This is a genomic window from Nonomuraea sp. N2-4H, assembly GCF_045291505.1.
Lineage (GTDB): Bacteria > Actinomycetota > Actinomycetes > Streptosporangiales > Streptosporangiaceae > Nonomuraea > Nonomuraea fastidiosa.
The window spans coordinates 2,305,248-2,328,994 of record NZ_CP147987.1; the positions used below are offsets into that span (position 1 = coordinate 2,305,248).

The window sequence follows — 23,747 nt, forward strand, 5'->3', positions numbered from 1 at the left end:
GTCCGATGGTTACCGTGTTGCTACGGGTCATAACCCTGCGTAATCGGGGTCAGCTCCTCTGACAGACATACGAACGGCGACAAGGAGCTGTGTGCATGGACACGGTGACGGCGCGGACCGGCCACGTACGGGAGCTGGTCGACCGGCACTTGGAGCGCCTGCTCGAACGGCAGCTCGGCCGGCTCGCGTTCCTGGACGACGAGGACGCCGGGCTGGTGCGCGAGCACCTCGTAGCCTTCGTGCTCGGCGGCGGCAAGCGGCTGCGGCCGGAGTTCGTCTACTGGGGCTACCGCGCCGGGGGCGGCGAGCGGCCGGAGGAGGTCCTGCCTGCGGCGTGCGCGGTGGAGCTCGTGCACGCGGCGGCGCTGCTGCTCGACGACATCATGGACGAAGCGGGCGCGCGGCGCGGCCGGCCGCCCGCCCACGTCGCGCTCGCCGGCCTGCACCACGCGAAGGGCCTGCGCGGCGACCCCGAACGCTTCGGCGAGTCGGTGGCGACGCTGCTCGCGCTGCTCGCCTTGACCTGGGCCGACGCGGCCATCCTGGAAACCGGCACCCACCTGCCCGCCGCACTCGACCACCTCACCCGGCTGCGCGTGGAGGCCATCGGCGGCCAATACCTCGACCTCACCCGCACCTTCACGGCCGGCGCTCCCGCCACCCGCCCCTCTGCCACCCTCCCGCCCGGCACCCGAGCCGACGAGGAGGCGGGCGAGCACGGAGGGGGAGACGCCGCCGCAGAGACCGGTGGGAAGGCTGCCGGGCAGGGCCGTGCCGGTGAGCGGGGCGCCGGGCAGGAGGACGATGGGACGGCGGAAGAGGAGCAGGGCCGTGCCGGTGGGCAGGGCGTCGGGCAGCAGGGCGGCGGGACGGCGGAAGAGGAGCAGGCCCGGCTGATCTCGCTGTACAAGTCCGGCAAGTACACCGTCGAGCGGCCGCTTCTCCTCGGGCACGCCGTCGCGGGCGGGTCCGCGCCGACGCGCCGCCTGCTCAGGGCGTACGCACTGCCGCTGGGCGAGGCGTTCCAGCTCAGGGACGACGTCAACGGCGTGTTCGGCGACCCCGCCGTGACCGGCAAGCCCGCAGGGGCCGACCTGCTCCAGGGCAAGGCCACGTACCTGCTCGCCGAGGCCCGGAGGCTGACCGGCGGCGCTCCCGCGCTCGACGCGATCACCGGCCCCGAAGGCGTGGCCGAAGCCCGCAGGCTGATCGTCGAGTGCGGCGCCCTGGACGCGGCGGAGCGCCGCATCGCCGACCTGGTCGCCGAGGCGATCGCGGCCCTCGACCACCCGCCCGGCCTCCCACCCGACGCCCGGCGCGCCCTGACCCACCTGGCCACCACGACCACCCAGCCGCCCGACGCGCCGGCACCCCAGGCCGGACCTGCCGCCGCCCCCGGCCGCGCCACCGGACGACCGGCCGCACCCACGCCGGGGCACGGGGGCGGGGACGCCACGAAGCCCTCCGCCGGAGCCGCCTCGGACACGGGCGCGGATGCGCCTTCCGGCCCGGCTGGGAGGGCGGAGCCAGGGGCGGGCACGGATGCGCCTTCCGGCCCGACTGCCGGGGCCGGTCCGGCCGACGCTAGGGCGGTGGCGCGTGCGGAAACCGCAGCTTCTTCATGGGCGGGCACGGAACCGGGTCCGGCCTGGCTGCAGGAGCACCAGCGCGGGTCGGTGCCGGAGCAGGCTCCCGTCCGATCGCCGGAGGCGACCCAGAGGAGAGGGACGTGGTCGAATCCCGTACGGACCGCACGGGCCGCCCTGGGGCGTGGGCTGAAAGGCCGGGGCGATGAGCGAGGTGGTGGTCGTCGGGGCGGGGCTCGGCGGGCTGGCGGCGGCGGTGCACCTGGCGGCGGCCGGGCGGCAGGTCACGCTGGTCGAGGCCACCGCGGAGCCCGGAGGGTGCTGCGGCACCGCGAGGGTCGGACCGTACCGGTTCGATGTGGGGCCGTCGGTGCTGACCATGCCGGACGTGCTCGCCGAGGTGTTCGGAGCGGCCGGTGAGGAGCTGCGCCACTGGGTGCCGCTGCGCCGCCTCGACCCGTCGTACCGGATGGTGTTCGACGACGGGTCCAGACTGGACGTGCTGCCCGAGCGCGAGGCGATGACCGACCAGGTCCGTACGCTGTGCGGCCCCGCAGAGGCCGCCCGCTACGAGCGCTACCGCGCGCTGCTCGATGAGATGTTCCGGGTGGAGTGGCCGGCGTTCATCGACGCCGACATGACCCGGCTGCGCGCGCTCGCCAGGCCGGCCGCGCTGCTGCGCCTGGCCGCGTTGGGCGGTTTCCGCCGGTTGGACCGCCTGGCGGCCCGCCACCTCACCGACCCGAGGCTGATCAAGGCGCACACCTTCCAGGCCCTGTACGTGGGCCTGTCGCCGCAGCGCGCCCTCGGCATCTACGCCGTCATCGCCCACATGGACACGATCGGCGGCGTCTACTTCCCGGAGCACGGCGGCATGCACGCGATCCCGCTCGCGCTCGCCGCCCTGCTGGAGAAGCTGGGCGCGACCACCAGGTACGGCGTCCGCGCCCTGGAGGTCCTGACCGACGGCGACGGCGTCACCGGCGTGCTGCTCGACGACGGCGAACGGCTGCCCGCCCGCCACGTGGTGGTGGCCTGCGACCGGCTGGCGGCCCGCAGGATGCTGCCCGCCCTGGCCGGCGACTGGCGGCTGCGCCGCCCCCGGCACTCGCCGAGCTGCCTGGTGCTGCACGCGGGTCTCGACCGCGTCCCGGACGGTCAGGCGCACCACACGCTGCACTTCGGGCGCGCCTGGCGGCGGACGTTCAAGGCGCTGGAGCAGGGCCGGCCCAGCCGGACCCGAGCCTGCTCGTCACCTGCCCGCGCCCCGACGGCGAGTCGGCACCGCCGGGCCAGGCCACGCTGAGCGTCCTCGAACCCGCCCCCAACCTGCGCCGCGCCGACTGGCGGCGGCTGCGCCCGCTGCTGGAGTCGCGGCTGCTCGACCGCCTGGCCGCGCTCGGCTACGGCGACCTCACGGACGCGCCCCGGCTGGTGCTCGACCCGCCCGCCTGGGCGGCCAGGGGGCACAGCGCGGGGACCCCGTTCGCGCTGGACCACCGCGTCACCCAGACGGCCTGGCTGCGTCCGTCGGCGGTCGCCCGCCGGGTGCCGGGGCTGCACTTCGCCGGCATGTACACCGCACCGGGAGTCGGGGTGCCGCCGGTGCTCATCTCCGGCCGGCTCGCCGCCGCGCGCATCCTGAAGGAGCACCGTTGACGCTCACCGCCAGCTACGAGCGCTGCCGGCGGTTGCACGCCCGCTACGGCCGCTCCTACTACCTGGCCACCCGGCTGCTGCCCCGCTGGAAAAGGCGGCACGTGCACGCCCTGTACGGGTTCGCCCGCTACGCCGACGAGATCGTGGACTCGTTCACGATGACCGGCGACCGCGAGCGCGCGCTGGACCGGCTGGCCGCCCGGGTCGAGGCCGGACTGGCCGGGGAGCGGATCGCCGGCGACCCGGTGCTGCCCGCGTTCCTGCACACCGTGCGCTCGTTCGGCATCGACCACGGCGACGTCGCCGCGTTCCTGGCCTCCATGCGCGCCGACCTGTCGGTCACCCGGTACGCCACCTACGACGACCTGCTCGGCTACATGGCGGGCTCGGCCGCCGCCATCGGCACCATGATGCTGCCGGTGCTGGAGCCCGAGCCGGGCCGCGCCGAGGCGGCACGCGAGCCCGCCAAGCAGCTCGGCCTGGCGTTCCAGCTCACGAACTTCCTGCGCGACGTCCGCGAGGACCACGCCCGCGGCCGGATCTACCTGCCGATGGCCGACCTGGACAAGTTCGGGGTGCGCCCGGACGAGCTGGGCGGCCGCCGCGCCGGGCCCGCCGTGCGGGAGCTGCTCGCGTACGAAGCGGAGCGGGCCCGCGAGCACTACCGGGCGGCCGCCTGCGGCATCGGCCTGCTCACGGCGTCGTCCCGGCCGTGCGTGCGCGCCGCCTTCGAGCTGTACGGCGGCATCCTCGACGAGATCGAACGGCGGTCGTACGAGGTGCTCGCCGGCCGGGTACGCGTGCCGCGCCACCGCAAGGCCGCCGTCTTCGCCCGCCACCTGCTGCACTCGGCCCAGGCGGGCAGGGCCGAACGCCGCGTCCACGTGGAGCTGCCATGATCACCGCCCCTGCGCTCGCCGCGCCGGCCGGAGAGCCGTCGTGACCGCGGTGACCTCGGGCGGCGTGCCCGCCGCGTCACCTGGAGAGCCGCCCGTGGTGCTGGATGCGATGGGCGGCGATCACGGGCCGGCGGCGACGGTCGCCGGGGCCGTGCTCGCCCGGCGCGGACACGGGGTGCCCGTCGTGCTGGTCGGCGCGCGGCCCGTTGTGGAGGCGGAGCTGCACAGACACGATGCGCTCGGCGAGCTGGCGGTCGTGCACGCCGACGAGGCGGTGCCGATGGCCGAGAGCGGGGCAGGGGCCGCCGCGCTCACCCGGTCCAGCCTCGCCGTGGGCTGCGCGCTGGTCGGCAGGGGAGAGGGCGGCGCGTTCGTGTCGGCGGGCTCGACCGGGGCGGCCGTCTCCTGCGCGGTACGCGGCATCGGCCGCGCCCCCGGCGTACTGCGCCCCGCGCTGGCCGTGGTGCTGCCCGCGCTGCGCGGCGGCGGGAGCGTGCTGGTGGACGCGGGCGCGACCGCGGACCCGAGCCCGGCGATGATGGCGCAGTTCGCCATGCTCGGCGCGGGATACGCGCGGGCGGTGCTGGGCCGTCCCGACCCGCTGGTGGGGCTGCTGTCGATCGGCGCGGAGCCGGGCAAGGGCAACCGGCTGAGCCGCCGGGCCGAGGAGCTGCTGGCCACGCTGCCGCTGCGCTTCCACGGCAACATCGAAGGCCACGACGTGCTGGCGGGCACGGTCGACGTGATCGTCACCGACGGGTTCACCGGCAACGTGCTGCTGAAGAACGTCGAAGGCTGCGTACGCACGACGCTGGCCATGGTCGCCGAGGCCGGGATCGCGTCCCCTGAACGGCTCGCCGAGGTGGCCCGCCGCTACGACCCCGAGACCCACGGCGGCGCGGCCCTGCTGGGGCTGCGCGGCACGGTCGTCATCGCGCACGGCTCATCGCCCGCCGCCACGATCGCCCGCGCCTGCGTCGTCGCCCGGGACTTGGCCAGGCACGGCCAGGTGACCGGCATCGAGACCACGACGGCGGAGCCGGTCACATGACGCCGGGCGCGGCGGCGGGGTCAGCGGAGCGGGTCGGCGCCGTCCCACGTGCCTTCGCTGGCGTACGGGACGAACCGGGCGAACAGCTCCTCGGCGTACCAGTCGTGCGCCCGTACCCGCTCGATGACCTGCCGGTGAGCGGCGCCCCGATAGGCGAAGGCGCGCACCGCCGCCGCGTCCCGCCACAGCGAGAACGTCGCCTGCCTGGCCACCGGCCACTCGCCCATGCCGATCGAGGCCAGGCAGCCGTCCTGCCGCCGCAGCAGCTCCTCGACCGAGGGCACCGACCGGTAGAACGCGACCAGCCGCCGAGGCCGGATCGACGCCCGGGTGAGCACGGCGACGGGCCCGCCGGTCCGCACGCGTCGAGCGTCGGGCCGGTCGCCGTGCTCACCAGCCTGATCGCGGCCCTGGCCGGACCGCTCGCCGTGCTCGCCGGGCCGGCCGCCGATCCGGTCGAGGGCGAACGGGTCGCGTCCCGACCAGGTGCCGCGCGAGGTCAGCGGAGCCAGCCGCACCTGCCAACGCTCGCGCGCCTCGGCCCGCCACCGCGCGGCGATCGGCGAGGTACGCAGGAACACCTCGAGATCGTCCTCACACCGCCAGACCGCGAACAGCGCCCACCGCCGCAGGTCGGCCCCGAGCGACATGGCCCGCCCGCGCCCCGTGCCGAGCAGCCGCCAGAACCGCAGCCCCGGGGTGCCGCGCAGCAGCGGCCGGTCGAAGGCCATGTGGCTCATCGCCCCCAGCCTGTCGTACCTGACGAGGTGGAACGACGCGATGGCTGAAGCAGGGATCGTGCTGGTCGCGCTCATCGCCGGTTACCTGCTCGGCTCGGTGCCGGTCGCGGTGCTGGTGGCGCGCAGGCACGGCGTCGATCCGCGCGAGGCGGGCGACCGCAACCCCGGGTACTGGAACGTCAAGGAACAGCTCGGCCTCAGGGCGGCGATCCCGGTGTTCGCGGGGGACACGGCGAAGGGCACGCTGGCCGCGCTGGTGGCGCTGGTGCTCAGCGGCGCGCACGTCACCGGGCTCGGCACGGTCACCGGGACCAGCGTGCTGCCGGTGTACGTGGCGACGGGCGCGGCGATGATCGGGCACGCGTGGCCGGTGTTCGCCGGGTTCCGCGGTGGGCGGTCGATTCTCACCTTCGCGGGTGGGGTGGCGGTCATCTGCCCGGCGGCCTTCCTGCTCGGATCGGTGGTGCTGGCGGTGACGGCGTGGGTGACGCGGTCGTTCGCGGTGGGGGCGCGGGTGGCGGTGTTCGGGGTGCCGGTGCTGCAGCTGCTGTTCGCGCCCGTGGAGCTGGTGGCCGCGACCGGCGCGCTCATGTGCCTCATCGGGCTGCGCTTCGCCCAGGCCGCGCTCGCCGGCCGCCGGCGGTGACCGCCGGGTACGTGCGGCCCCGCCACGTACGGACCGGGCGCAGCGTCGCCATCGTGAGCCGGAGCGCGGCGGCCGGGTCGAGCAGCGGCGACAGCAGCAGTCCCGGGCCGGGATCGCGGTAGCTGCCGCGCAGCGCGTACGCCAGCGGCAGCCGCATCGCCAGCAGACCCGCGTCCAGGCCGGTGGGCCGCCCGGCGGCCACGCGCAGCGCGGGCAGCGCGCAGGTCAGCCAGATCACGGCCAGGTCGGCCGCCTGCCACCCGGGCCCGGTCACGTCGCGCAGCGGCAGCGAACGTCCCCACTCCCGCCACAGCTCGGCCACCGAGTCGTGCATGTCCACCTCGAGCAGCGAACCCGCGTCGAGGAACCCCACCGACCAGCCGCGCCCCGCCAGGCAGCGGGCCAGCGCCACATCGTCCGTCATGCGGTCGCGTACGAGCGCGAAGCCGTCCACGCGGGCGAGCTGCTCGCGGCGGAACGCCATGCACTGGCCATTGGCGACGACCCGGTGCGGAGGCGGCGGCACCGGCGGGCCCGCCGGGCCGAACCGGTAGACCAGCGTCGCCAGCATCGCCGCGTGCAGCGCCTGTTCGAGCGGGCCGTCACAGGCGAACCTCGGAGCCGCGCTCACCAGGTCGTAGCGTTCGAGCGCGGCCGCCAGCGCGCCGAACAGCCCGGGCTCGGGCCGCGCGTCGGCGTCCAGCGTGACCACGACTTCGCCGGTTGCGGCGCCGACGCCCTGGCGCAGCGCCCACTGCTTGCCCACCCAGCCGTCCGGCAGCGGCGCGCCGCTGATCACCTTGGCGCCCAGCGCGGCGGCCACATTCGCCGTGCCGTCGCGCGAGCCGTCGTCCACGACGATCACCTCGGTGACGGCCGGGGCGGCGAGCGCGGCCCGCAGGCACGGCCCGATGCGCGCCGCCTCGTCCCGCGCGGGGACGACGACGGAGATCGTCGTACGGGCGGTCATGCGCGGCGCGAGCGCCGGCAACCGCCGCCGCCCCCGCGCCAGCCGCGTCGCCGCGACGACACCGGCGACGACCTGCGCCACGGCAAGCGCCCTCACCGCACGCCGCCCAAGGAGAGCACCGAGGCAAGCGCGGGTGCGGCGGCGAGCGTTCTCACCGGGCGCCGCCGCGGCCATCGCCCACGTGCGGGAAGTCACGCGCCACCAGCCCCGCCACGATCTTCGCGCCCATCGTCACCATCGGCAGCCCGCCGCCCGGATGCACGGAACCGCCGACCAGGTACAGCCCCCGCCTGGGCCCCCGGTTGCCGGGGCGGAGGAAGGGCGAGAACCGGCCCCGATGGGCGCTGCCGTAGATCGCGCCGCCCCAGGCGCCGTAGCGGTCGCGCAGGTCAGCGGGGGTGAACACGTCGGCGAAGCGCAGCCGCCCCGACAGGTCGTGTCCGCGCTCGGCCAGCCGTTCCAGCACCAGATCCCGGTACGCCTCCACCCGCATCGGCCACCGCGCCGGATCCCGGGCGGGCACGTTGACGAGCAGCGTCCAGTTCTCCGCCCCCTGCGGCGCCTGCGAGTCGTCGTCCACCGCCGAGCAGCCGGCGTAGATGGTCGGGTCGCGAGGCGGCACCCGGCGGCGGAAGATGTCGTCGAACTCCCGCTCATAGGAGGCGGAGAACAGCACCGAGTGGTGCGGCAGCCCCGGCGTCCGTCCCGCCACGCCGGCCAGCACCAGCAGCGCCGACGACGAGGGGCCGAGCCTGGCGATCCCGCGCAGCCGCCGCCGGTCCGGCAGCAGCTCGCCGTACAGGGCGGCGGCGTCGGTATTGGCGACTACGACGTCCGTGCGCACCCGCCGCCCGCTCGCCAGCCGCACCCCGGTGACACGGGAGCGGTCCGCCTCGACGGCGGCGACCGGCTCCGACAGGAACACCTGCGCGCCCGCCGCCTTGAGCATCAGCGCCAGGTCGTCGGCCAGCCGGGCGAGGCCGCCCGGCGCGTACCAGACGCCCTGCCCGTGCTCCAGCGCGGGCACGCAGCCGAGCGCGGCGGGCGCGTTGTACGGGCTCGACCCGGCGTAGGTGGCGTAGCGGCCGACGTACTGGCGCAGGCGCGGGTCGCGGAAGAAGCGGCGGGCGAGCCCGTCCAGCGTGCGGCCCGGCGCCACCGCCAGCAGATCGGACGGCCGCGCCCCGTCCGGCGGCCGGATCAGCGGCCCGGCGAACGCGGTGCGGCCGGCCGCCCGCAGGCAGCCCCTGGCCCACTCGTGGAAGGCCCGCCAGGCGCGTCCCTCGCCGGGCGCCAGCCGTTCGACGGCGGCGGCCATCAGCTCCGGGTCCCGCCGGGCGTCGAGCACGCTGCCGTCGGCGAAGCGGTAACGGCACAGCGGATCCGGCTCGATCAGCTCGCGGCGCAGGCCCAGGTCGCGAAAGAGGCCCGGCATGGTGAGCAGCGAGGGGCCGAGCGAGAACGTGAAGCCGTCCCTGCGGTGCTCGGCCAGCTTGCCGCCGAGCCGTTCGCGCTGCTCGTACAGGCGGACCTCGTGGCCCTGCCTGGCCAGCAGCAGCGCGCACACCATGCCGCCCACGCCGCCGCCGATCACCGTCACCTCTGCCACGATCGCCTCCACGCCGCAGCGGCGAATCCACCCATCGCGAGCCCGCCGGCCGCCGCCACCAGCGGGTCCGCGGGGACGAACACCGCCGCGAACGCGACCGTCTCCATCACCGCCATGACCGTGTAGAGCACGAGCAGCCCGCTCGCCGGGGCGGGCTCACGGGCGAAGCGCTCGCCGGCGGGGGCGGCCTTGCGGGCGAGGCGCTCGCCGGCCTGCGCGGGGCCACGGGCGACGCGCCCGATGACGAGCATGACCAGCGCCGACACCACCAGCCACCCGGCGAAGTTGCTCAGCGGAATGCCCCGGTAGAAGCCGTCCTCCGCCCACGCCCACAGCCCGAGCCCGACCATCTGCGGGTCGAGGAACAGATCCCACGCCGTCAGCGCACCCGCGCCGGCGCATATGCGCCCCCAGCCGGTCGCCAGCGCCGCGCCCACCGCGTACGCCGCCAGCCCCATACCGCCCCAGGCCAGCGTCACCACCACGGGCACGCCGCCCACCTGCGGCCACAGCACATCGGTGTAGGAGTAGGAGCCGAACGGGAACCCGGTCAGCACGCCGGCCAGCTCGGCCGCGTACCCGGTCAGCACCGCCGCGCAGAACGCGCCGGCCGCCCTGCGCGGCCCCCAGGCGTCCGCGGCGAAGGCGACCGCGCTCGCCGCGAGCAGCGCCACGATCGCGGTGACGTACCGGTCGGGCCGCGCGTCCAGCCCCGATGCCACCTGCAGCGCCGTCATGGCGAGCAGCGACAGCACGCCGAGCGCGCGGGCCGGCCCGATGGCCGCGCCTGCCGTCCGTTCGCCCGGCGTCCGCTTCACACTCCGTCTTCTCTGTTCGTGGGCGCTCATGAGTCCGGGGATGGTCGTGCCCGGCCGCCCGCCAAGAGATCGTCTGGAACGAGGCAAAGATCGCCTTTTTCGCTGGTGAGCGGGGTTCATTACCGAACACGGAGGTTCATCGGGGCGCGGCCAGAGGTTGCGCCGGGAAGCCCTCGGGTAGCCGGGCAAGTCACGTTTGCTCACTCGAACCAGCGCGAAGGAGCGCACGCACATGACCTTCAACCCACTCCAGGAGCGGGGCATCCCGCTGGACAAGCAACTGCGCAACTGGCGGGAGCTGAACGTCACGCCGATCGATCCCGACCACGCCGATCCGTACACGCGGTGTCGCATCATCACGATGAACGGCATCGAGGTCGAGGCCATCATGTTCAGCCACCACATGGCCCGGCACTGCCCCGACCTCGAGATCAAGCAGCAGCTCGCCAGGGTCCGCTACATCGAGGCGCAGCAGCAGAAGGCGGTCAACTGGCTGCTGCCCGGCCTCGCCTCGGTGCTGGAGACGACGATCGCGTACGAGCAGGTCGCGGTGGACCTCACCGCCTGGGTCGCCCGCATGGAGCCGGACCCGTACCTGCAGCAGGCGTACCAGTTCGGCGTGCTGGAGGACTTCGACCACCTCTACCGGTACGCGAACCTGTACGAGATGATCGAGCACCGCAAGGCGGAGAAGATCGTCGACCAGCTCACCGAGGTCATGCCGGGCCGCCCGACGTTCATGCACCACCGCAACCCGATCGACAACGTGCGCGAGCCGTACGACCGGTCGAGCGCAGCCCCGATCTCCAAGCTGCACGCGCTGACCATCATGGCGGCCGAGCAGCAGACCATGAACTTCTACATGAACGTCGGCCCCACCTACATGGAGCCGATCGCCCGCCAGCTCTACCAGGAGATCGGCCTCATCGAGGAAGAGCACGTCACCCACTACGAGTCGCTCGTCGACCCCGGCGAGAGCTGGTGGGAGATGCTGCTCAACCACGAGTACAACGAGTGCTACCTGTACCACTCGTTCATGGAGACCGAGACCGACCCCAAGGTGAAGAACGTCTGGGAGCTCCACCTGAACATGGAGCTCGAGCACCTCCGCCTGGCCGCCGAGCTGTTCAAGCGCTTCGACGGCCGCGAGCCCGAGCAGGTGCTCGCGCCCGCGCTGCCCGCGCCGGTCACCTTCGAGCCGAACAAGGGCTACCTGCGCGAGCTGCTGGCCACCCAGATCGACTACACGACGCTGGGCACCGGCTACGTCCAGGACGCCCACGAGCGCTTCGAGAAGATGCAGGAAGCCCTCATGGGCGGCGAGAAGGCGCCGTCCGAGCGCGTCATCGACGACAACCGCGCCACCTCGGGCCACGAGTACCGGCTGCAGACCGAGGGCGAGCACCCGGTCCACAGCCTCGCCGCCAACCGCTGACCATCGGCCCCGGGCCCGCACCACGGCGGTGCCTGGGGCCGTTCAGGCGTCAGGCGCCGCTCGCGTGCGGGTCCGTGCTGTTCAGTATCGCCACGACCTCGTCGTACTCGCCGCGGACTTCGCTGTAGCGAAGGAACTTCACCCGTTCGACCTGGATCTCCTTGGCGTCCGGCAGGCTCTCCAGCAGCTCCATGGTCTCCGCGATGTACTCCTCCAGCGGCATCGCGTGCTCGTTCGTCTCCTGCCCGGGCAGCAGCGTGGTGCGTACGGACGGCGGCACGAGCTCCATCACCCGCACGCTCGTGCCGTCGAGCTGGAGCCGCAGCGTCTCGCTGAGCATGTGGATCGCCGCCTTGGAGGCGTTGTAGCTGGGCGTGATCTTCAGCGGGGTGAACGCCAGGCCCGACGAGACGGTGACGATGGTGGCGTCCGGCCGCGTCTGCAGGTGCTCGATGAACGCGGCGATGAGCCGGATCGGCCCGAGCAGGTTGGTCGTCACGACCTCCTCGGCGGCGGCGAGGAACGACTCGGGCTTGCGCCAGTCCTCGACCCGCATGATGCCGGCCATCGCGATGAGCACGTTCAGCTCGGGATGCCGGGCGATGACCTGCCCGGCGGCGGCCTGGATGCTCGCCGGGTCGGTCGTGTCGATGGTGACGGTGTCGATGCCGGGGTTCTCGGCGGCGATCCGCTCAAGCAGCTCGGTACGCCGGCCGCCCACGATCACGGTGTTGCCCTTGTCGCGCAGGGCCAGGGCGAGCGCGAGCCCGATGCCGCTCGTGCCGCCGGGGATGAAGATGGTGTTCCCTGAGATCTGCATGCTTCGAGCGTGGCCGAGCGGCGCGCGCGGGTGCAGAGAGCGTTCATCGGGGGATCGGCGATCCCTGGTTGGCGTATCGCCCGTACACATAATGGGCTGTATGGATCGCGCAGCTCTGGCGGACTTCCTGCGTCGCCGCCGTGAAGCACTGCAGCCCGAGGACGTGGGGCTCCCGTCGGGCGCCCGCCGCCGGGCTCCTGGGCTGCGGCGCGAGGAGGTGGCCTCGCTCGCGGTGATGTCGACCGACTACTACACCCGGCTCGAGCAGCAGCGCGGCCCGCAGCCGAGCGTGCAGATGCTCGCCTCGCTGGCTCGGGCGCTGCGGCTGACGGACGACGAGCGCCGCTACCTGTTCCAGATCTCCGGCCACAACGCCCCCGCGACGCTGTCGGCCGTGACGCACGTCGCCCCCGCGCTGCTGCGGATGATGGACCGCCTGTGCGACACGCCGGCGCTCATCCTGTCGGACCTGGGGGAGACGCTGGTGCAGAACCGGCCGGCCGAGGCGCTGTTCGGCGACGCCTCCGGCTACACAGGGCTGGCCCGCTACGAGATCTACCGCTGGTTCACCGATCCGGCCACGCGTCGGCGCTACCCGGAGTACGACCACGCCCGGCAGAGCCGTTCCCTGGTCGCCAACCTGCGCGCCGTCCACGGCGCACGCGGCCCCGACTCGCAGGCGGGCGAGCTGGTCAGGGCGCTGCAGAAGGAGAGCGCCGAGTTCGCCGAGCTGTGGGAGCGGCACGAGGTGGCCAAGCGGTTCGAGGACCACAAGGTGCTCATCCATCCCGAGCTCGGCGAGATCGAGGTGGACTGCCAGGTGCTGTTCACCGAGGACCAGGCCCAGGCGCTGCTGGTGCTCACCGCGCCGCCGCGCAGCGAGGGCGACGAGAAGCTGCGGCTGCTCAACGTGGTCGGGCAGCAGCGGTTCACCAGGGCCTGAGCGCCGCTCACGCGGGGATCTTCTCCCGCTCCAGCAGGCCGAAGCCGAGCTGGCAGTACAGTTCGAGCTGGTCGTAGTACTCGCGGTGCGAGCAGATCTTGCCGTCCTCGACGAACGCGGTGCAGCTCGCCCGCACCGTGATCCGGCGGCGCGTCGGCGCGATCTCCCGCCCGTTGGGCAGCAGCAGGACCCCGGTGTTCGTGCCGGTGTAGGTCCACTCGGTGATGGCCGGGTTGTCGCAGTCGCCCAGCTCGAACCAGGCCGTCGCGTGCCAGTCGGGAAAACCGCGGAACGTCTGCTGATACATCCACTCGATCTGGTCGAGTCCCTCCGCCACGCCGCACGGCGTGACGTAGACGGCGTCCTTGCTGTAGCAGTCGAGAACGAGCGGCAGGTCGTGGGCGTTGACCGCCTCGTTCAACCGGTGCTTGAGATCCCAGAACATGGACACGGCTTACCCCCGAGCCTTGTCACCGGGCGCGCCACCGGCGGTGGTGCGCCCCCTCCAGTGTCGGCGCGATCTGCGGCACGGCGCTCCCAAGCACCCGCCAAAATCGCCATCCGTGGCGGCCGTGCGCCTCAGCGCCCGGTAAACGCGGGGTCCGCCGCGCCGTCTCGGGCTGGTCCGGCGCTTTCTGGGTAGGCGTACCGCCTCGAACCGAGGGAGAGGAGCGGTGCCGTGCATGCCTATCAGGAGCCGATCGACCAGGTGCGGTCCGGGATGAAGGTCGTGGACAGCGACGGCAAAGAGCTGGGAACGGTGGAGTTCGTCAAGCTGGGCGACCCGCAGGCCGCCACCACGGAGGGGCAGGAGTCCGGCCCGCGTCCGGGCGTCGTGCCGATCCTTGCCGATGTTTTCACCGATCCTGAGCCCGACCTGCCGCCCGCGCTCGCGGCCAGGCTCGTGCGTACGGGCTTCGTCAAGGTGGACGCCAAGGGCTGGTTCTCCCGAGACCTGTACGTGACCCCCGACCAGGTCGCCAGGGTCGAAGGGAACGTCGTGCACCTCAGCGCCGACCGGGGCGCGCTGGCGATGGTGAGCTGACCGTCTCAGATCGGGCGGGCGTTTCCCGCCCGATCTGGCGGGCAACCGCCTACCATGATGCGAGCTCTCATGAAGGGCGCCGTCTGCGGCGCCGTCGCCACCGCCGCGATGAGCGGGGTCATGCTGGCCGGCAGCAGGATGGGCCTCATGCCCGACCAGCCGCCCAAACGCATCGCCCGCGCGATGCTGCCCGGCCACAAGCACCGGCCCAAGTCGGGTGAGGGGGTCGCGGGCGCCATGGCGCACTTCGGCTTCGGTGTCGGCGCGGGCTCGCTGTACGGGCTGCTGGCCCGCGGCGACCGTACGCCCTCCATCGCCGGCGTCGGCTACGCTCTGGCCATCTGGGCCGCCAGCTACCAGGGCTGGGTGCCCGGCCTCAGGATCCTGCCCGCCGCCACCCGCGACCTGCCCGGCCGCCCCGCCGTCATGATCGCCGGGCACATCGTGTACGGCATGATCCTCACCAAGGCCATGAACCGGCTCAACGCTCGTACAGCGCGGAAAGCGGACAGGAAGCGGGCACGGGGGGAGGGCGGCGAGCACCGCGAACCGGCGTACCGCCCTGAGCCCGGCACGACGGAGTACCACCGCCGCCACGCCCACGCCCGCATCTGACGGGCCTTTCCCCGCGAACCGGCCCGCACCGCAAAGAGCGGTCAGGAGTCCGGGGGCTCGGTGAGGAGGTCCTGGTCGAGCACTGTGTCGAGCTGCAGCTCCCGGTACCCGGCCGTGTCGAACAGCACCGTCAGCCGGTCCTCACCGCGCGAGATGACCTCGCCCGGCCCCCAGGCGCGGTGCTCGACGCGAGCGCGCGCGGGGAACGGCCCGCTCTCCACCTCCCGGCCTGCCCGGCCGGCGGTGCCGGCCCGGCAGGTGTCGCAGTTGCCGCACGCCTCCGCGACCTGCTCGCCGAAGTAACCGAGCAGGAACCGCCGCCGGCAGTCGCCGGTCTCGGCGTAGCGGCGCATCATCTCCAGCCGGGTACGCTCCACGTCCCGGCGCCGCTCGGCCAGCTCCCTGGACAACCCGGCGGCCTCCTCTGGAGCGGGCGCATCGGGCACCGGCTCGACCCGGCGGGTGCCGACCCGTACCGCGCCGACCCGTTCCAGCAGGTCGAGCAGCGTCGTCAGGCGGCGCGCCGACACCTCGGCGCGCTCGCACAGCGTACGCCGGTCACAGGAGCCGCGCTCCGCGACGGCCCGCGCCACCCGGATCAGCGCGTCCGCGTCCGGCACGGTCCCGGTGAAGTAGCGCTGCAGCCCCAGATCCTCCTGCCGGTAGAACAGCGTCGCCGCGGCCGGCTCGCCGTCCCGACCCGCGCGGCCGATCTCCTGGTAGTAGGCGTCCGGCGAGCCGGGCACCTCGGCGTGGACGACGAACCGCACGTCCGGCTTGTCGATCCCCATGCCGAACGCGCTGGTGGCCACCACCACGTCCACATCCCCCGACATGAACCCGCCGTGCACCTCATCGCGCTCGGAGCGCCGCAGCCCGGCATGGTAGGCCGCCGCCCGCACCCCCGCCTCGGCGAGCAGCTCGCTCAGGCGGGTGGTCTGCTTGCGTACGGCCGTGTAGACGATGCCCGGCCCCGGCCGCCCGGCGACGGTGGCGACGATCTCGGACGCGGGATCGTCCAGCATCCTGCGGACGGCGAGCGAGATGTTCGGCCGGTCGAACCCCTGCACGATCTCCACCGGGTCGCGCAGGCCGAGCCGTTCGGCGATCTCCGCCCGCACGGGCGGTGCGGCGGTGGCGGTCAGCGCGGCGATCGCCGGGCGGCCCAGCGCCTCGGCGACCTGGCCGAGCCGCAGGTAGTCGGGGCGGAAGTCGTGCCCCCACGAGGAGATCAGGTGGGCCTCGTCCACGACCAGCAGCGACGGGCCCGCCGCCGCCAGGTCGCGCACGACGTCCGGCTTGGCGAGCTGTTCGGGCGCGCAGAACAGGAACTCCGTACGCCCGGCGCGCAGCGACTCGAACGCGCTGCGCCGCCGCCCCGCCGAGGTGCCCGCATCGAGGCTTACCGCCTTCTCGTCCTTTGCGCGCAGCGCCTCGACCTGGTCGCGCTGCAGCGCGATGAGCGGCGAGACCACGACCGTGGGTCCCGGCAGCAGCAGCGCGGGCACCTGGTAGATCGCGGACTTGCCGGCACCGGTCGGCATCACGGCCAGCACGTCCCGGCCCCGCGCCAGGGCGGTCATCGCGCCGAGCTGGCCCGGCCGCAGATCGGCCAGGCCGAGCGCCTGCCGGGCCACCCGCTCGCACGCCGCGCCCACGTCCTCCATCGGGCCTCCCGTCCGTTCGCCGGGCCGCGCGCCGGGCAGCCGGCTCGTTCTGCGGTGGCGACCGCTCAGTGCCTGGCGCCCGTCCGGCCCCTGGTCAGCAGCACGCCGAGCGCGACCATGCCGACGCCCAGGATCAGGTGCAGCCAGTTGTCGGCGGTGTTGAGCGGAACGAAGTTGGCCGGGCTGTCCTGCGCGACGAGCAGGCCGTACAGCCACAGCAGCAGGTAGATGATGCCGCCGACGACCAGGAAGTTCCGCGCGCCGCTCCACGTCTTCGCCAGCAGCACGCCGGCGATGCCGAACATCAGGTGCACGATGTTGTGCAGGATCGAGACCTGGAAGAGGCCGAGCAGCAGGGCGTCGGAGTGGTGCCCGGCGAACTGCAGCTGGTCGAAGTTGGTGGTCACGCCCGGAACGAAGCCGAGCACGCCGACGAGCAGGAACACCACGCCGGTGATCAGGGCCGCGAGCTGCACGGGAGTGCGGCTCGCCGTGGTGCGGTGAGTGATCATGGGGGGCCTCCTTGGTAGTTGGACCCCCCTCCTACCCACAGGGACGATCGCATGCGTCGGGGTTCAGCCGATGATCACCCGCTCCTCGGGCAGCTCGTAGCGGCGGCGACGCTGCTTCAGCGCAAGGGCCGAGCCCAGCGTGAGCGGTCCGATGCGGCCGACGAACATCAGCAGGCTCATCAGGACGTGCCCCGCCACCGGGATCTCGTTCGTGATGCCGGTCGACAGGCCGTTGGTGGAGAACGCCGAGATCGCCTCGAACAGCACCCGGTCGAGGTCGTGCACGCTGATGGTGAGCAGCAGCCAGGTCGCGAACGCGACCAGGATGACGCCGAGCAGCGTGATGGACACCGCCTGCCGCTGCGTGGAGGAGGGCAGCCGCCGGTGGCCGATGTTCACGTGGTTCTCGCCGCGCAGCTCGGCCCAGATGATGAACAGCAGGAAACCGAACGTGGTGACCTTGATGCCGCCCGCCGTGCTCGCGCTGCCGCCTCCGATGAACATCAGGATCTCGGTGATCAGCCACGACGACGGATACATCTGGCTGATGTCGAGCGTGTTGAAGCCGCCAGAACGCGGCATCACGGCGGCGAAGAACGCCGCGAGCAGCTTCCCCGATTCGTCGAGCGGGCCCATCGTCGCCGGGTTGCGCCACTCGGTCATCAGGAACGCCAGCGTGCCCCCGGTGATGAGCAGCGCGCTCACCCCGAGCGTGACCCGCGTCAGCATCGACCAGCGGCTCGGCCGCCGCCACGTGCGCAGCAGCTCGAAGACGACCGGATAACCCAGGCCGCCGACGAGCACCGCGCCCGCGATGGTCAGGGAAATCCACGGATCGGTGACGAAGCGCATCAGGTTGTCCGGCCAGAGGGCGAAACCGGCGTTGTTGAAGGCCGACACCCCGTGGAAGACGCCGAGGTAGACCGCCCTGCCGAGCGGCTCGCCGTACCCGGTGGCGAACCGTACGGTGAGGAGCGTGGCGACCACGACCTCGCACACCACCGTGAACGTCACCACCTTGCGCAGCACATGACGCAGGTCGGCCCCCACCACCGCCTTCGTCTCCAGCTGCGCCGACAGCCGCGCCCGCAACCCGATGCGGCCCGACAGGATCACCATGACCAGCGTGGCGAGCGTCATGATGCCCAGCCCGCCCACCTGGAACAGAACGGTGATCACCACTTCGCCGAACACCGACCAGTGCGTCCCGGTGTCCACCACCGTCAGGCCCGTCAGGCACACGGCCGAGGTGGCGGTGAAGAACGCGGTGAGCCAGCTCGTCTCGCCCGACGCCGTCGCCGGCGGCGTGCCGAGCAGCAGCGTGCCGATCAGCACCGCCGAGCCGAACCCGGCCGCGATCACCACCGCCGGATGCCGCCCGCGCCCCGGCACCGCGGGTCGCCGCCCGTTCATGTGGCCACCTCCCGGCGCGAGCCACGGCCGGGCCTGTTGCGGTCGTCGTCCATGGGGGCGCCTCCGTCGGGCTCGCACGTGCCGGAGACCTCCCCGCCGACCAGGCGTTCCGGCACTTCAACGCCCTACGCTAGCGCAGCCGGCCCGGCGTACGGCGGCGCGCCCGCCGGCCGGGCGTGACGTCGCCGCAGGACCCTTCCGTGCATTCGACGGCCACCACCCGGATTTCGCCTTATCAAGTACGCCACCGACCACCCGAACCCGACCTTTGCCGATACATATACGGTGGGCTTGCCGCTAACCCGCATGGATCAATACCTTGACCGGGAAAATCCGTACGTCGGATCAGAAAGTGATCGCCATGCCCAACGGCAGCACCACGGGGGCCGTCGGCTTCGCGCCGGAAGAGATCGACCCCACCCTCCCGACCCGATCCGCCCGCCTGAAGTGGGTGATCGTCGTCAACGACTCCCTGCCCGCCGGCCGGGCCGTCAACGCCGCCGTGTGCGTCGCCGCCGCTACTTCCCGCGCGGTCACCGGCCTCCTGGGCGATGATGCGGTGGACGCCGGCGGCATCCCACACCCCGGCCTCCCCTGGGCCGGCTGCTCGGTTCTGGCCGCCGACACCGCCACCCTGCGCACGATCAGAACCAAGGCCGCCGCCTCCGACACCTGCTACGTCGCCGACATGCCCGCCGCCGCCCAGCACACCCGCGTCTACGCCGACTACCTCGCCACGGTGAAGGAAACGCAGGCGGAGGACATCGAGTACTACGCCGTCAGCCTCGTCGGCCCCCGCAACCGTATCGACAAGATCGTCGGCCGCCTCCCCCTGCTGGCCTGAGCCGTACGTTTTCGGGCGAGGCGTGCCGTTCACGTCTCGTCTTGAACCGCTGGCGAAAGGCGTATGCAGCAGTACGCGGAGTGGCGGTGCGCGATGGGTTCATACGCGATGGTGCGATAGCGAGCGGCGCCGCGGAGGACGTCATTCCCCGGTGACACAGAGGTCGATCGCTCCGGATGCGTCATGGCCAGTGCCATTCGCGCACCCCGCCCCAGATATGTCCCGATTCCGGTGACCATGCTTTCGAGCGGTGCCCCGGCTCGGGCGTGAATGCCCCCGCGTCCGGCCCGTTCGTATGACCGCGGACAGGACCATTTCTCTTCCGCCAACCGGTCAATTCGCGCAGCCGCAAGATCCTGCGCATCATTCTCGAACCCCGTGACCGGCGCGCCAACCGCCGCCGAGTAGGCTGACGCGGAGTGCCCACGGGGTCGACGCCGAGCGTTGCGGCACGCAACGTCGTCACACGTGCGATCAGCGACCGAAGAACATTCACGCTGCGGTCGCTCGCTACGGGAAACCGCCTACATCTCCCTCGGCACCGTCACCCTGACCGCGCCGGTCATCTGGCTCCCGGCACGATCTGAGAAACAACTGCCGATGGCCCCTTGCGTCTGCTTCGGCATGGCCGATCCTCACGGAAGCCAGCTTTCCCGTTACTAAAAACAATCTTTACTGAAATCTGGCCCACGTGTCATGATCGCTCGGTTCTGTCAATCTGTGCGAAAGGATCCGGTGACCACAGTGCGAAGAGCGTCTGGCTTATCCGGCTGGACTAGTCGCCGCGTTGCCCTGATCGCAGTCATGGCACTGCCGCTCTCGATGATGAGCGTTCCTGCCATGGCTCAAGGCCCCACGCCATCCCCCACCCGTAACTCGACGGCCGAGCTCTCGCCGCCGAGCACTCCGACCGGGGAAGCGCTTGCGCAAGCGAAGAAGACCAACCGGCGCGTCGAAATTGAATCGCTGCGCTCCGAAAGCGTCACCTTTTATGCAAATCCGGACGGCAAGACGGTCCGGATGGAGATGTACGCCCGGCCGATCCGCGTCAAGAACATCGACGGCACCGGCTTCACGCCGATCGATACCACCCTCGTCGAGAGGGACGGTGCCATCAAGCCCAAGGCTGCGCATGGTGGTCTGGTTCTGTCCGCCGGTCGGGATAAGACCCTGCTCAGGACTCAAGCAGCGGACGCTGCAGCGCAGATCGGGACGCCGCTGGAGCTCCCCAAGCCGAGGCTTAAGGGAAACACGGCCACATATCCTGATGTTTACGGCAAGGGCCGCGATCTGGTCGTGATCGCCGACGCGACCGGTTTCCGGCAGCAAGTCACCATCGCCGAACGCCCTGTCGGCCCTGTGTCCTTCCGGGTTCCGGTGGATCTGCCGGATGGTCTGTCGTTCAAGAAGAACGTCTCGGGACGCCCTGTCATCGTGGATGAGGACGGCAAGGTACTGACCGAAGTCCGGCCAACGCTCCTGCAGGATGCGAAGGCCGCCGACGCCGATGGCCCGATCGACGCAGGGAAGATCGGCACGGCCACCGTGTCGCTCGCCGAGGACGGCCACAGTCTGGTGTTCACTCCGGATGCGACATTCTTGGCTGACCCGGCGGTCACGTACCCCGTGACGATGGCAGCCGTCGCGGACGACTGGTGGGAAACGGATACCAGCGAATGGCACCTGGGTGGTCAGGACACTTTCGTCAATGACAAGGACTACCAGGACAGCTGGAACAACTTCACCCTCGATAGGATCCTTGTCGGCAAGTCCAACAGCGGCACGGTGCGCTGGCGGAGTTATCTACGCTTCCCCGACGTGCCGGCCGTGTTCGCCGGCAGCAAGGTCGAAAACGCCGATCTGATTCTATGGAACTACCTGTCGAACGACTGTGGAAGCCGAGTAGGTTCCGGTGTCACCGCACGGCGAATCACTTCTGACTGGGATGAGGCGACGCTGACATGGAGCAGCCAGCCGTCCGTCACCAATGAGGGTGCAGACAACGAACCCGGCGCCTACAGCACCGACTGCACCGGATCGATGAACTATGCATGGGATTTGATCCACTCGGTCGATGACATCGTGCAGGCGTGGGTGGACGGCAAGCCCAACTACGGCATTCAGCTGGCGGCCGGCAGTGAATCGGACCTCACCAACTGGCGGCGGTATCGCACCGACGAGGCCGGTGGTTGCACCACGGCTCCGCGCGAGCAGTGCAAGGGCAGGCTGCATCCACCCATCCTCACTGTGGACTTCGAGCTCCCCGAGCCGCCCTTGACGCGCACCACCGTGTACGACGGCATGCCCGAGTTTCCCGAGGATGGCGTCGCCTCCGAACTGCTGGAGGAGTACCGAGGCGACGAGATCACCGATGAGAGGGTCCCGCCCGCTAGGGTTTCGCGTGAACAGGCCCTGATTGAGGCCCGCAGCATGGAGGACGTCACCGAGTCCGATCCGGAGACGATGCCGCCCCCACCGGAGGGGCTCACGGACGAACAGATCGCAAACGACCTGAATCCTGATCGCGCGCCCGTGGAGATTCCCACGGAGGAGACCGTGCAGGGGCATTGGGATTTCGACGAGGGTATGGGCACCGTTGCCGCTGATTCCTCCGGGCAAGGGCACAACGCAACGCTGGGAAGCACTGCCGTGTGGACGGAGGGTAAGAACGGCACAGCTCTGTCCAACAGCCCGGCCCCGCGGATGGCCGGCACCTCACGTGCGCAGGCGCGGGCCGTTGCGTCACTGACTGCACTGAGGTCAGGCAAGCCGGTAGAGGTGGTGAGCGAAACCTCCGCAACCAGCATCACCATGGCTCAGCCGGATGGTAAGGCCTTCAAGACGGAGATCGCCGCTCGGCCGGTGCGGACCCGTCAAGGCGACGAGTGGGTGCCGATCGATACGACGCTGACGGAGCAGAGTGGCACACTCAGGCCCAAGACCCTGGCCGCTGATACCAAGCTGGAAATTTCAACCGGCGGGATGCGTCCGTTCGTGAGGATGTCCGCGAAGGAAAAGCAGTACTCCCTGCGCTGGCCAAGGCCGCTGCCTAATACGGCAGCCGTAGATTGTTGTGATCATGGTGTTGTCTCGGCGTAGGTATGCCATCGCTGGTGGCAGAGGCGCGCTCGATATTGGTGCCGTCGCCGCCAGATGGACCAGGTCAGACGGTGCTCGGGGTCCCGTCGTGGGTCGGGGATGACGACGCCGCGCAGTTGGCGGAGCAGTTCGGGGATGGCGATGGCGACCAGGCCGAGATGCTCGGCGAGGGGACCGTCAAGTTGACGCTGGTAGGCGGTGGCCACGGCGATGAAGGCGTAGGCGAGCAAGGCCATGGTGCTCCAGCGGTGCCAAGAGCGCCAGCGGATGACCTGTCCGGCGTCCAGGCCGCAGGTCTGCTTGGCAAGTTGATGATCTTCTTCGATGCGCCATCTGGACGTGGCGACGTGAATCAGGCGGGCCAGCGGCACCGGGTGCGGGCTCCAGCAGCGGTAGAACGACATCTGGCCGGTGTAGCGGTGGCGGCGGATCAGCAGGGCGGCGTGTCCGGGGTCGTGCTCGTCGGGGGTGTCGTCGGGTCGGATGGCCAGCATCGCCCAGTCGTAGTGGCGGGTGCCTTTGGTGCCGCTGCCGGTGCGCAGCCGCATCCATGCGCCGGCGGGGATGAGCGTGGCGGCGTCTTTGGCGGCGAGGGTGCGTCCAGCGTGGGTGATGATCGTGGTGCTGGAGCGGACCGCCAGCACGTAGCCCAGGAGCAGGGTGCGGATCAGGGTGCGTAGCTCACGGCCGCCGTATACCTCGTCCCCGGTGACGAAGGCGGCGCGTATGCCGGTCGCGTGCGCGCGTTGGAGCAGGTCGCCGGCGAGCTGGGGTTTGGTGGCGAACATGGTCTGTTCGGGGATGTGGGCCAGCTCGCGGTGTTCGTCGTCGGCTGCGCGGCTTGCGGGCAGGTAGAGGGCGCGGTCGAGGATGGTGTGCCCGCGTGGGGTGGCGTACGCCAGGTGGACTGCGACCTGGCATAACGCGACACCGCCGAGGGTGCCGCTGTATTGGCGGGCGGCTGCGGCGGCGTCGGTGGAGGACTTGGCGTCGGCGGTCTCGTCGATGATCAGTACGGCGTGGTCGGGGTCGCCGTCGTCCAGGTGCTCGATCGCCCATCGGGCGGCTTGGGCGGTGACCTGCTGCTCGTCCCAGGAGGCGCGGGCCAGGAAGTGCTGGAGTCGGTCTGGGGTGGGGTGTCCGGCCGCCTCGGCCAGGGTCCAGCAGTTCTTGTCCTCCAGTTCCATCAGCAGCCCCGCCAGCATCTGTGCGCAGGTGGCGCGGCTTTCACGGCGGGGGAAGCAGGGCGCTATCCGGGCCATGAGTTCCTGGTGTAGAGCGGCGTGCTCGGTATGCGCTACGGTGACGGCACGAGCCGCCGCGGCCTGGTCTTGTGTCACAACTCGACATGATCGCGGCGGCTCTTCGCGTCACGC

General features: G+C 71.8%; 21 protein-coding genes and 1 pseudogene. 12 read left to right on the plus strand and 10 right to left on the minus strand.

The window, feature by feature from the left end; all coding sequences use genetic code 11:
* Positions 1 to 95: 95 nt before the first annotated feature.
* The 5 genes and pseudogenes from WBK31_RS10485 to WBK31_RS10505 form a co-directional block, all read left to right on the plus strand.
* Positions 96 to 1,127, plus strand: a pseudogene (locus WBK31_RS10485) (polyprenyl synthetase family protein); the annotation flags it as partial.
* Between the two features lie 664 nt (positions 1,128 to 1,791).
* Positions 1,792 to 2,892 carry a phytoene desaturase family protein gene (locus tag WBK31_RS10490; protein WP_406674716.1) on the plus strand — a complete coding sequence of 367 codons (1,101 nt, stop codon included), beginning with the start codon at positions 1,792 to 1,794 and terminating at the stop codon, positions 2,890 to 2,892.
* A gap of 128 nt (positions 2,893 to 3,020) precedes the next feature.
* Positions 3,021 to 3,245 (plus strand): FAD-dependent oxidoreductase, encoded by a 225-nt coding sequence (locus tag WBK31_RS10495; RefSeq protein WP_406674717.1) that lies wholly within the window; start codon positions 3,021 to 3,023, stop codon positions 3,243 to 3,245.
* Positions 3,242 to 4,144 (plus strand): phytoene/squalene synthase family protein, encoded by a 903-nt coding sequence (locus WBK31_RS10500; protein ID WP_364064820.1) that lies wholly within the window; start codon positions 3,242 to 3,244, stop codon positions 4,142 to 4,144. Before WBK31_RS10495 ends, WBK31_RS10500 begins: the two co-directional genes overlap by 4 nt.
* Before the next feature lie 40 nt (positions 4,145 to 4,184).
* Complete coding sequence (locus tag WBK31_RS10505) at positions 4,185 to 5,195, plus strand: phosphate acyltransferase PlsX (RefSeq protein ID WP_364064818.1); 1,011 nt, start codon at positions 4,185 to 4,187, stop codon at positions 5,193 to 5,195.
* A gap of 20 nt (positions 5,196 to 5,215) precedes the next feature.
* On the opposite strand, the gene WBK31_RS10510 is transcribed toward WBK31_RS10505, so the two are convergent.
* Positions 5,216 to 5,935 (minus strand): spheroidene monooxygenase, encoded by a 720-nt coding sequence (locus tag WBK31_RS10510; RefSeq protein WP_364064815.1) that lies wholly within the window; start codon positions 5,933 to 5,935, stop codon positions 5,216 to 5,218.
* Between the two features lie 40 nt (positions 5,936 to 5,975).
* Between WBK31_RS10510 and WBK31_RS10515 the strand changes: the two genes are divergently transcribed.
* On the plus strand, positions 5,976 to 6,581 hold the full coding sequence (locus WBK31_RS10515; RefSeq protein WP_364064813.1) for a glycerol-3-phosphate acyltransferase: 606 nt from the start codon (positions 5,976 to 5,978) through the stop codon (positions 6,579 to 6,581).
* On the opposite strand, the gene WBK31_RS10520 is transcribed toward WBK31_RS10515, so the two are convergent.
* The 3 genes from WBK31_RS10520 to WBK31_RS10530 form a co-directional block, all read right to left on the minus strand.
* On the minus strand, positions 6,532 to 7,632 hold the full coding sequence (locus WBK31_RS10520; protein ID WP_406674718.1) for a glycosyltransferase: 1,101 nt from the start codon (positions 7,630 to 7,632) through the stop codon (positions 6,532 to 6,534). The genes WBK31_RS10515 and WBK31_RS10520 overlap by 50 nt on opposite strands.
* A 70-nt stretch (positions 7,633 to 7,702) precedes the next feature.
* The gene (locus WBK31_RS10525; RefSeq protein WP_406674719.1) at positions 7,703 to 9,160 is read right to left on the minus strand and encodes a phytoene desaturase family protein; all 1,458 of its coding nucleotides are present in this window, start codon (positions 9,158 to 9,160) and stop codon (positions 7,703 to 7,705) included.
* Positions 9,148 to 9,978: a carotenoid biosynthesis protein gene (locus WBK31_RS10530; RefSeq protein ID WP_406674720.1), complete on the minus strand. Its 831-nt coding sequence runs from the start codon at positions 9,976 to 9,978 to the stop codon at positions 9,148 to 9,150. Before WBK31_RS10530 ends, WBK31_RS10525 begins: the two co-directional genes overlap by 13 nt.
* A 232-nt stretch (positions 9,979 to 10,210) precedes the next feature.
* Here WBK31_RS10530 and WBK31_RS10535 point away from each other — a divergent pair, with 232 nt between their 5' ends.
* Positions 10,211 to 11,413 carry a hypothetical protein gene (locus WBK31_RS10535; protein ID WP_364064804.1) on the plus strand — a complete coding sequence of 401 codons (1,203 nt, stop codon included), beginning with the start codon at positions 10,211 to 10,213 and terminating at the stop codon, positions 11,411 to 11,413.
* Between the two features lie 49 nt (positions 11,414 to 11,462).
* On the opposite strand, the gene WBK31_RS10540 is transcribed toward WBK31_RS10535, so the two are convergent.
* Positions 11,463 to 12,233 (minus strand): SDR family oxidoreductase, encoded by a 771-nt coding sequence (locus tag WBK31_RS10540; RefSeq protein ID WP_406674721.1) that lies wholly within the window; start codon positions 12,231 to 12,233, stop codon positions 11,463 to 11,465.
* A 100-nt stretch (positions 12,234 to 12,333) separates the two neighbouring features.
* Here WBK31_RS10540 and WBK31_RS10545 point away from each other — a divergent pair, with 100 nt between their 5' ends.
* Positions 12,334 to 13,176, plus strand: coding sequence for a helix-turn-helix transcriptional regulator (locus tag WBK31_RS10545; RefSeq protein WP_364064799.1), 843 nt, complete (start codon positions 12,334 to 12,336; stop codon positions 13,174 to 13,176).
* A gap of 7 nt (positions 13,177 to 13,183) precedes the next feature.
* On the opposite strand, the gene WBK31_RS10550 is transcribed toward WBK31_RS10545, so the two are convergent.
* Positions 13,184 to 13,621, minus strand: coding sequence for an ester cyclase (locus tag WBK31_RS10550; protein ID WP_364064797.1), 438 nt, complete (start codon positions 13,619 to 13,621; stop codon positions 13,184 to 13,186).
* Between the two features lie 234 nt (positions 13,622 to 13,855).
* Here WBK31_RS10550 and WBK31_RS10555 point away from each other — a divergent pair, with 234 nt between their 5' ends.
* Both WBK31_RS10555 and WBK31_RS10560 read left to right on the plus strand, forming a co-directional pair.
* The gene (locus WBK31_RS10555; RefSeq protein WP_364064794.1) at positions 13,856 to 14,221 is read left to right on the plus strand and encodes a hypothetical protein; all 366 of its coding nucleotides are present in this window, start codon (positions 13,856 to 13,858) and stop codon (positions 14,219 to 14,221) included.
* 69 nt (positions 14,222 to 14,290) lie between these two features.
* Positions 14,291 to 14,836 (plus strand): DUF6789 family protein, encoded by a 546-nt coding sequence (locus WBK31_RS10560; RefSeq protein ID WP_364064792.1) that lies wholly within the window; start codon positions 14,291 to 14,293, stop codon positions 14,834 to 14,836.
* Between the two features lie 41 nt (positions 14,837 to 14,877).
* Here WBK31_RS10560 and WBK31_RS10565 read toward each other — a convergent pair whose 3' ends face one another.
* From WBK31_RS10565 to WBK31_RS10575, 3 genes are all read right to left on the minus strand, one after another.
* Positions 14,878 to 16,503 carry a RecQ family ATP-dependent DNA helicase gene (locus WBK31_RS10565; protein WP_364064790.1) on the minus strand — a complete coding sequence of 542 codons (1,626 nt, stop codon included), beginning with the start codon at positions 16,501 to 16,503 and terminating at the stop codon, positions 14,878 to 14,880.
* Positions 16,504 to 16,568: 65 nt separating this feature from the next.
* The gene (locus WBK31_RS10570; protein WP_406674722.1) at positions 16,569 to 17,015 is read right to left on the minus strand and encodes a DUF4383 domain-containing protein; all 447 of its coding nucleotides are present in this window, start codon (positions 17,013 to 17,015) and stop codon (positions 16,569 to 16,571) included.
* A 63-nt stretch (positions 17,016 to 17,078) separates the two neighbouring features.
* Positions 17,079 to 18,428 (minus strand): TrkH family potassium uptake protein, encoded by a 1,350-nt coding sequence (locus WBK31_RS10575; RefSeq protein WP_406674723.1) that lies wholly within the window; start codon positions 18,426 to 18,428, stop codon positions 17,079 to 17,081.
* A gap of 361 nt (positions 18,429 to 18,789) precedes the next feature.
* Here WBK31_RS10575 and WBK31_RS10580 point away from each other — a divergent pair, with 361 nt between their 5' ends.
* Together WBK31_RS10580 and WBK31_RS10585 are read left to right on the plus strand one after the other, a co-directional pair.
* Entirely contained in the window at positions 18,790 to 19,272 is a 483-nt protein-coding gene (locus tag WBK31_RS10580; RefSeq protein WP_364064782.1) for a DUF2000 domain-containing protein, read from the plus strand.
* 804 nt (positions 19,273 to 20,076) lie between these two features.
* Entirely contained in the window at positions 20,077 to 22,371 is a 2,295-nt protein-coding gene (locus WBK31_RS10585; protein ID WP_406674724.1) for a DNRLRE domain-containing protein, read from the plus strand.
* On the opposite strand, the gene WBK31_RS10590 is transcribed toward WBK31_RS10585, so the two are convergent.
* Positions 22,350 to 23,633: an IS701 family transposase gene (locus WBK31_RS10590; protein WP_364070937.1), complete on the minus strand. Its 1,284-nt coding sequence runs from the start codon at positions 23,631 to 23,633 to the stop codon at positions 22,350 to 22,352. The genes WBK31_RS10585 and WBK31_RS10590 overlap by 22 nt on opposite strands.
* Between the last annotated feature and the right edge of the window lie 114 nt (positions 23,634 to 23,747).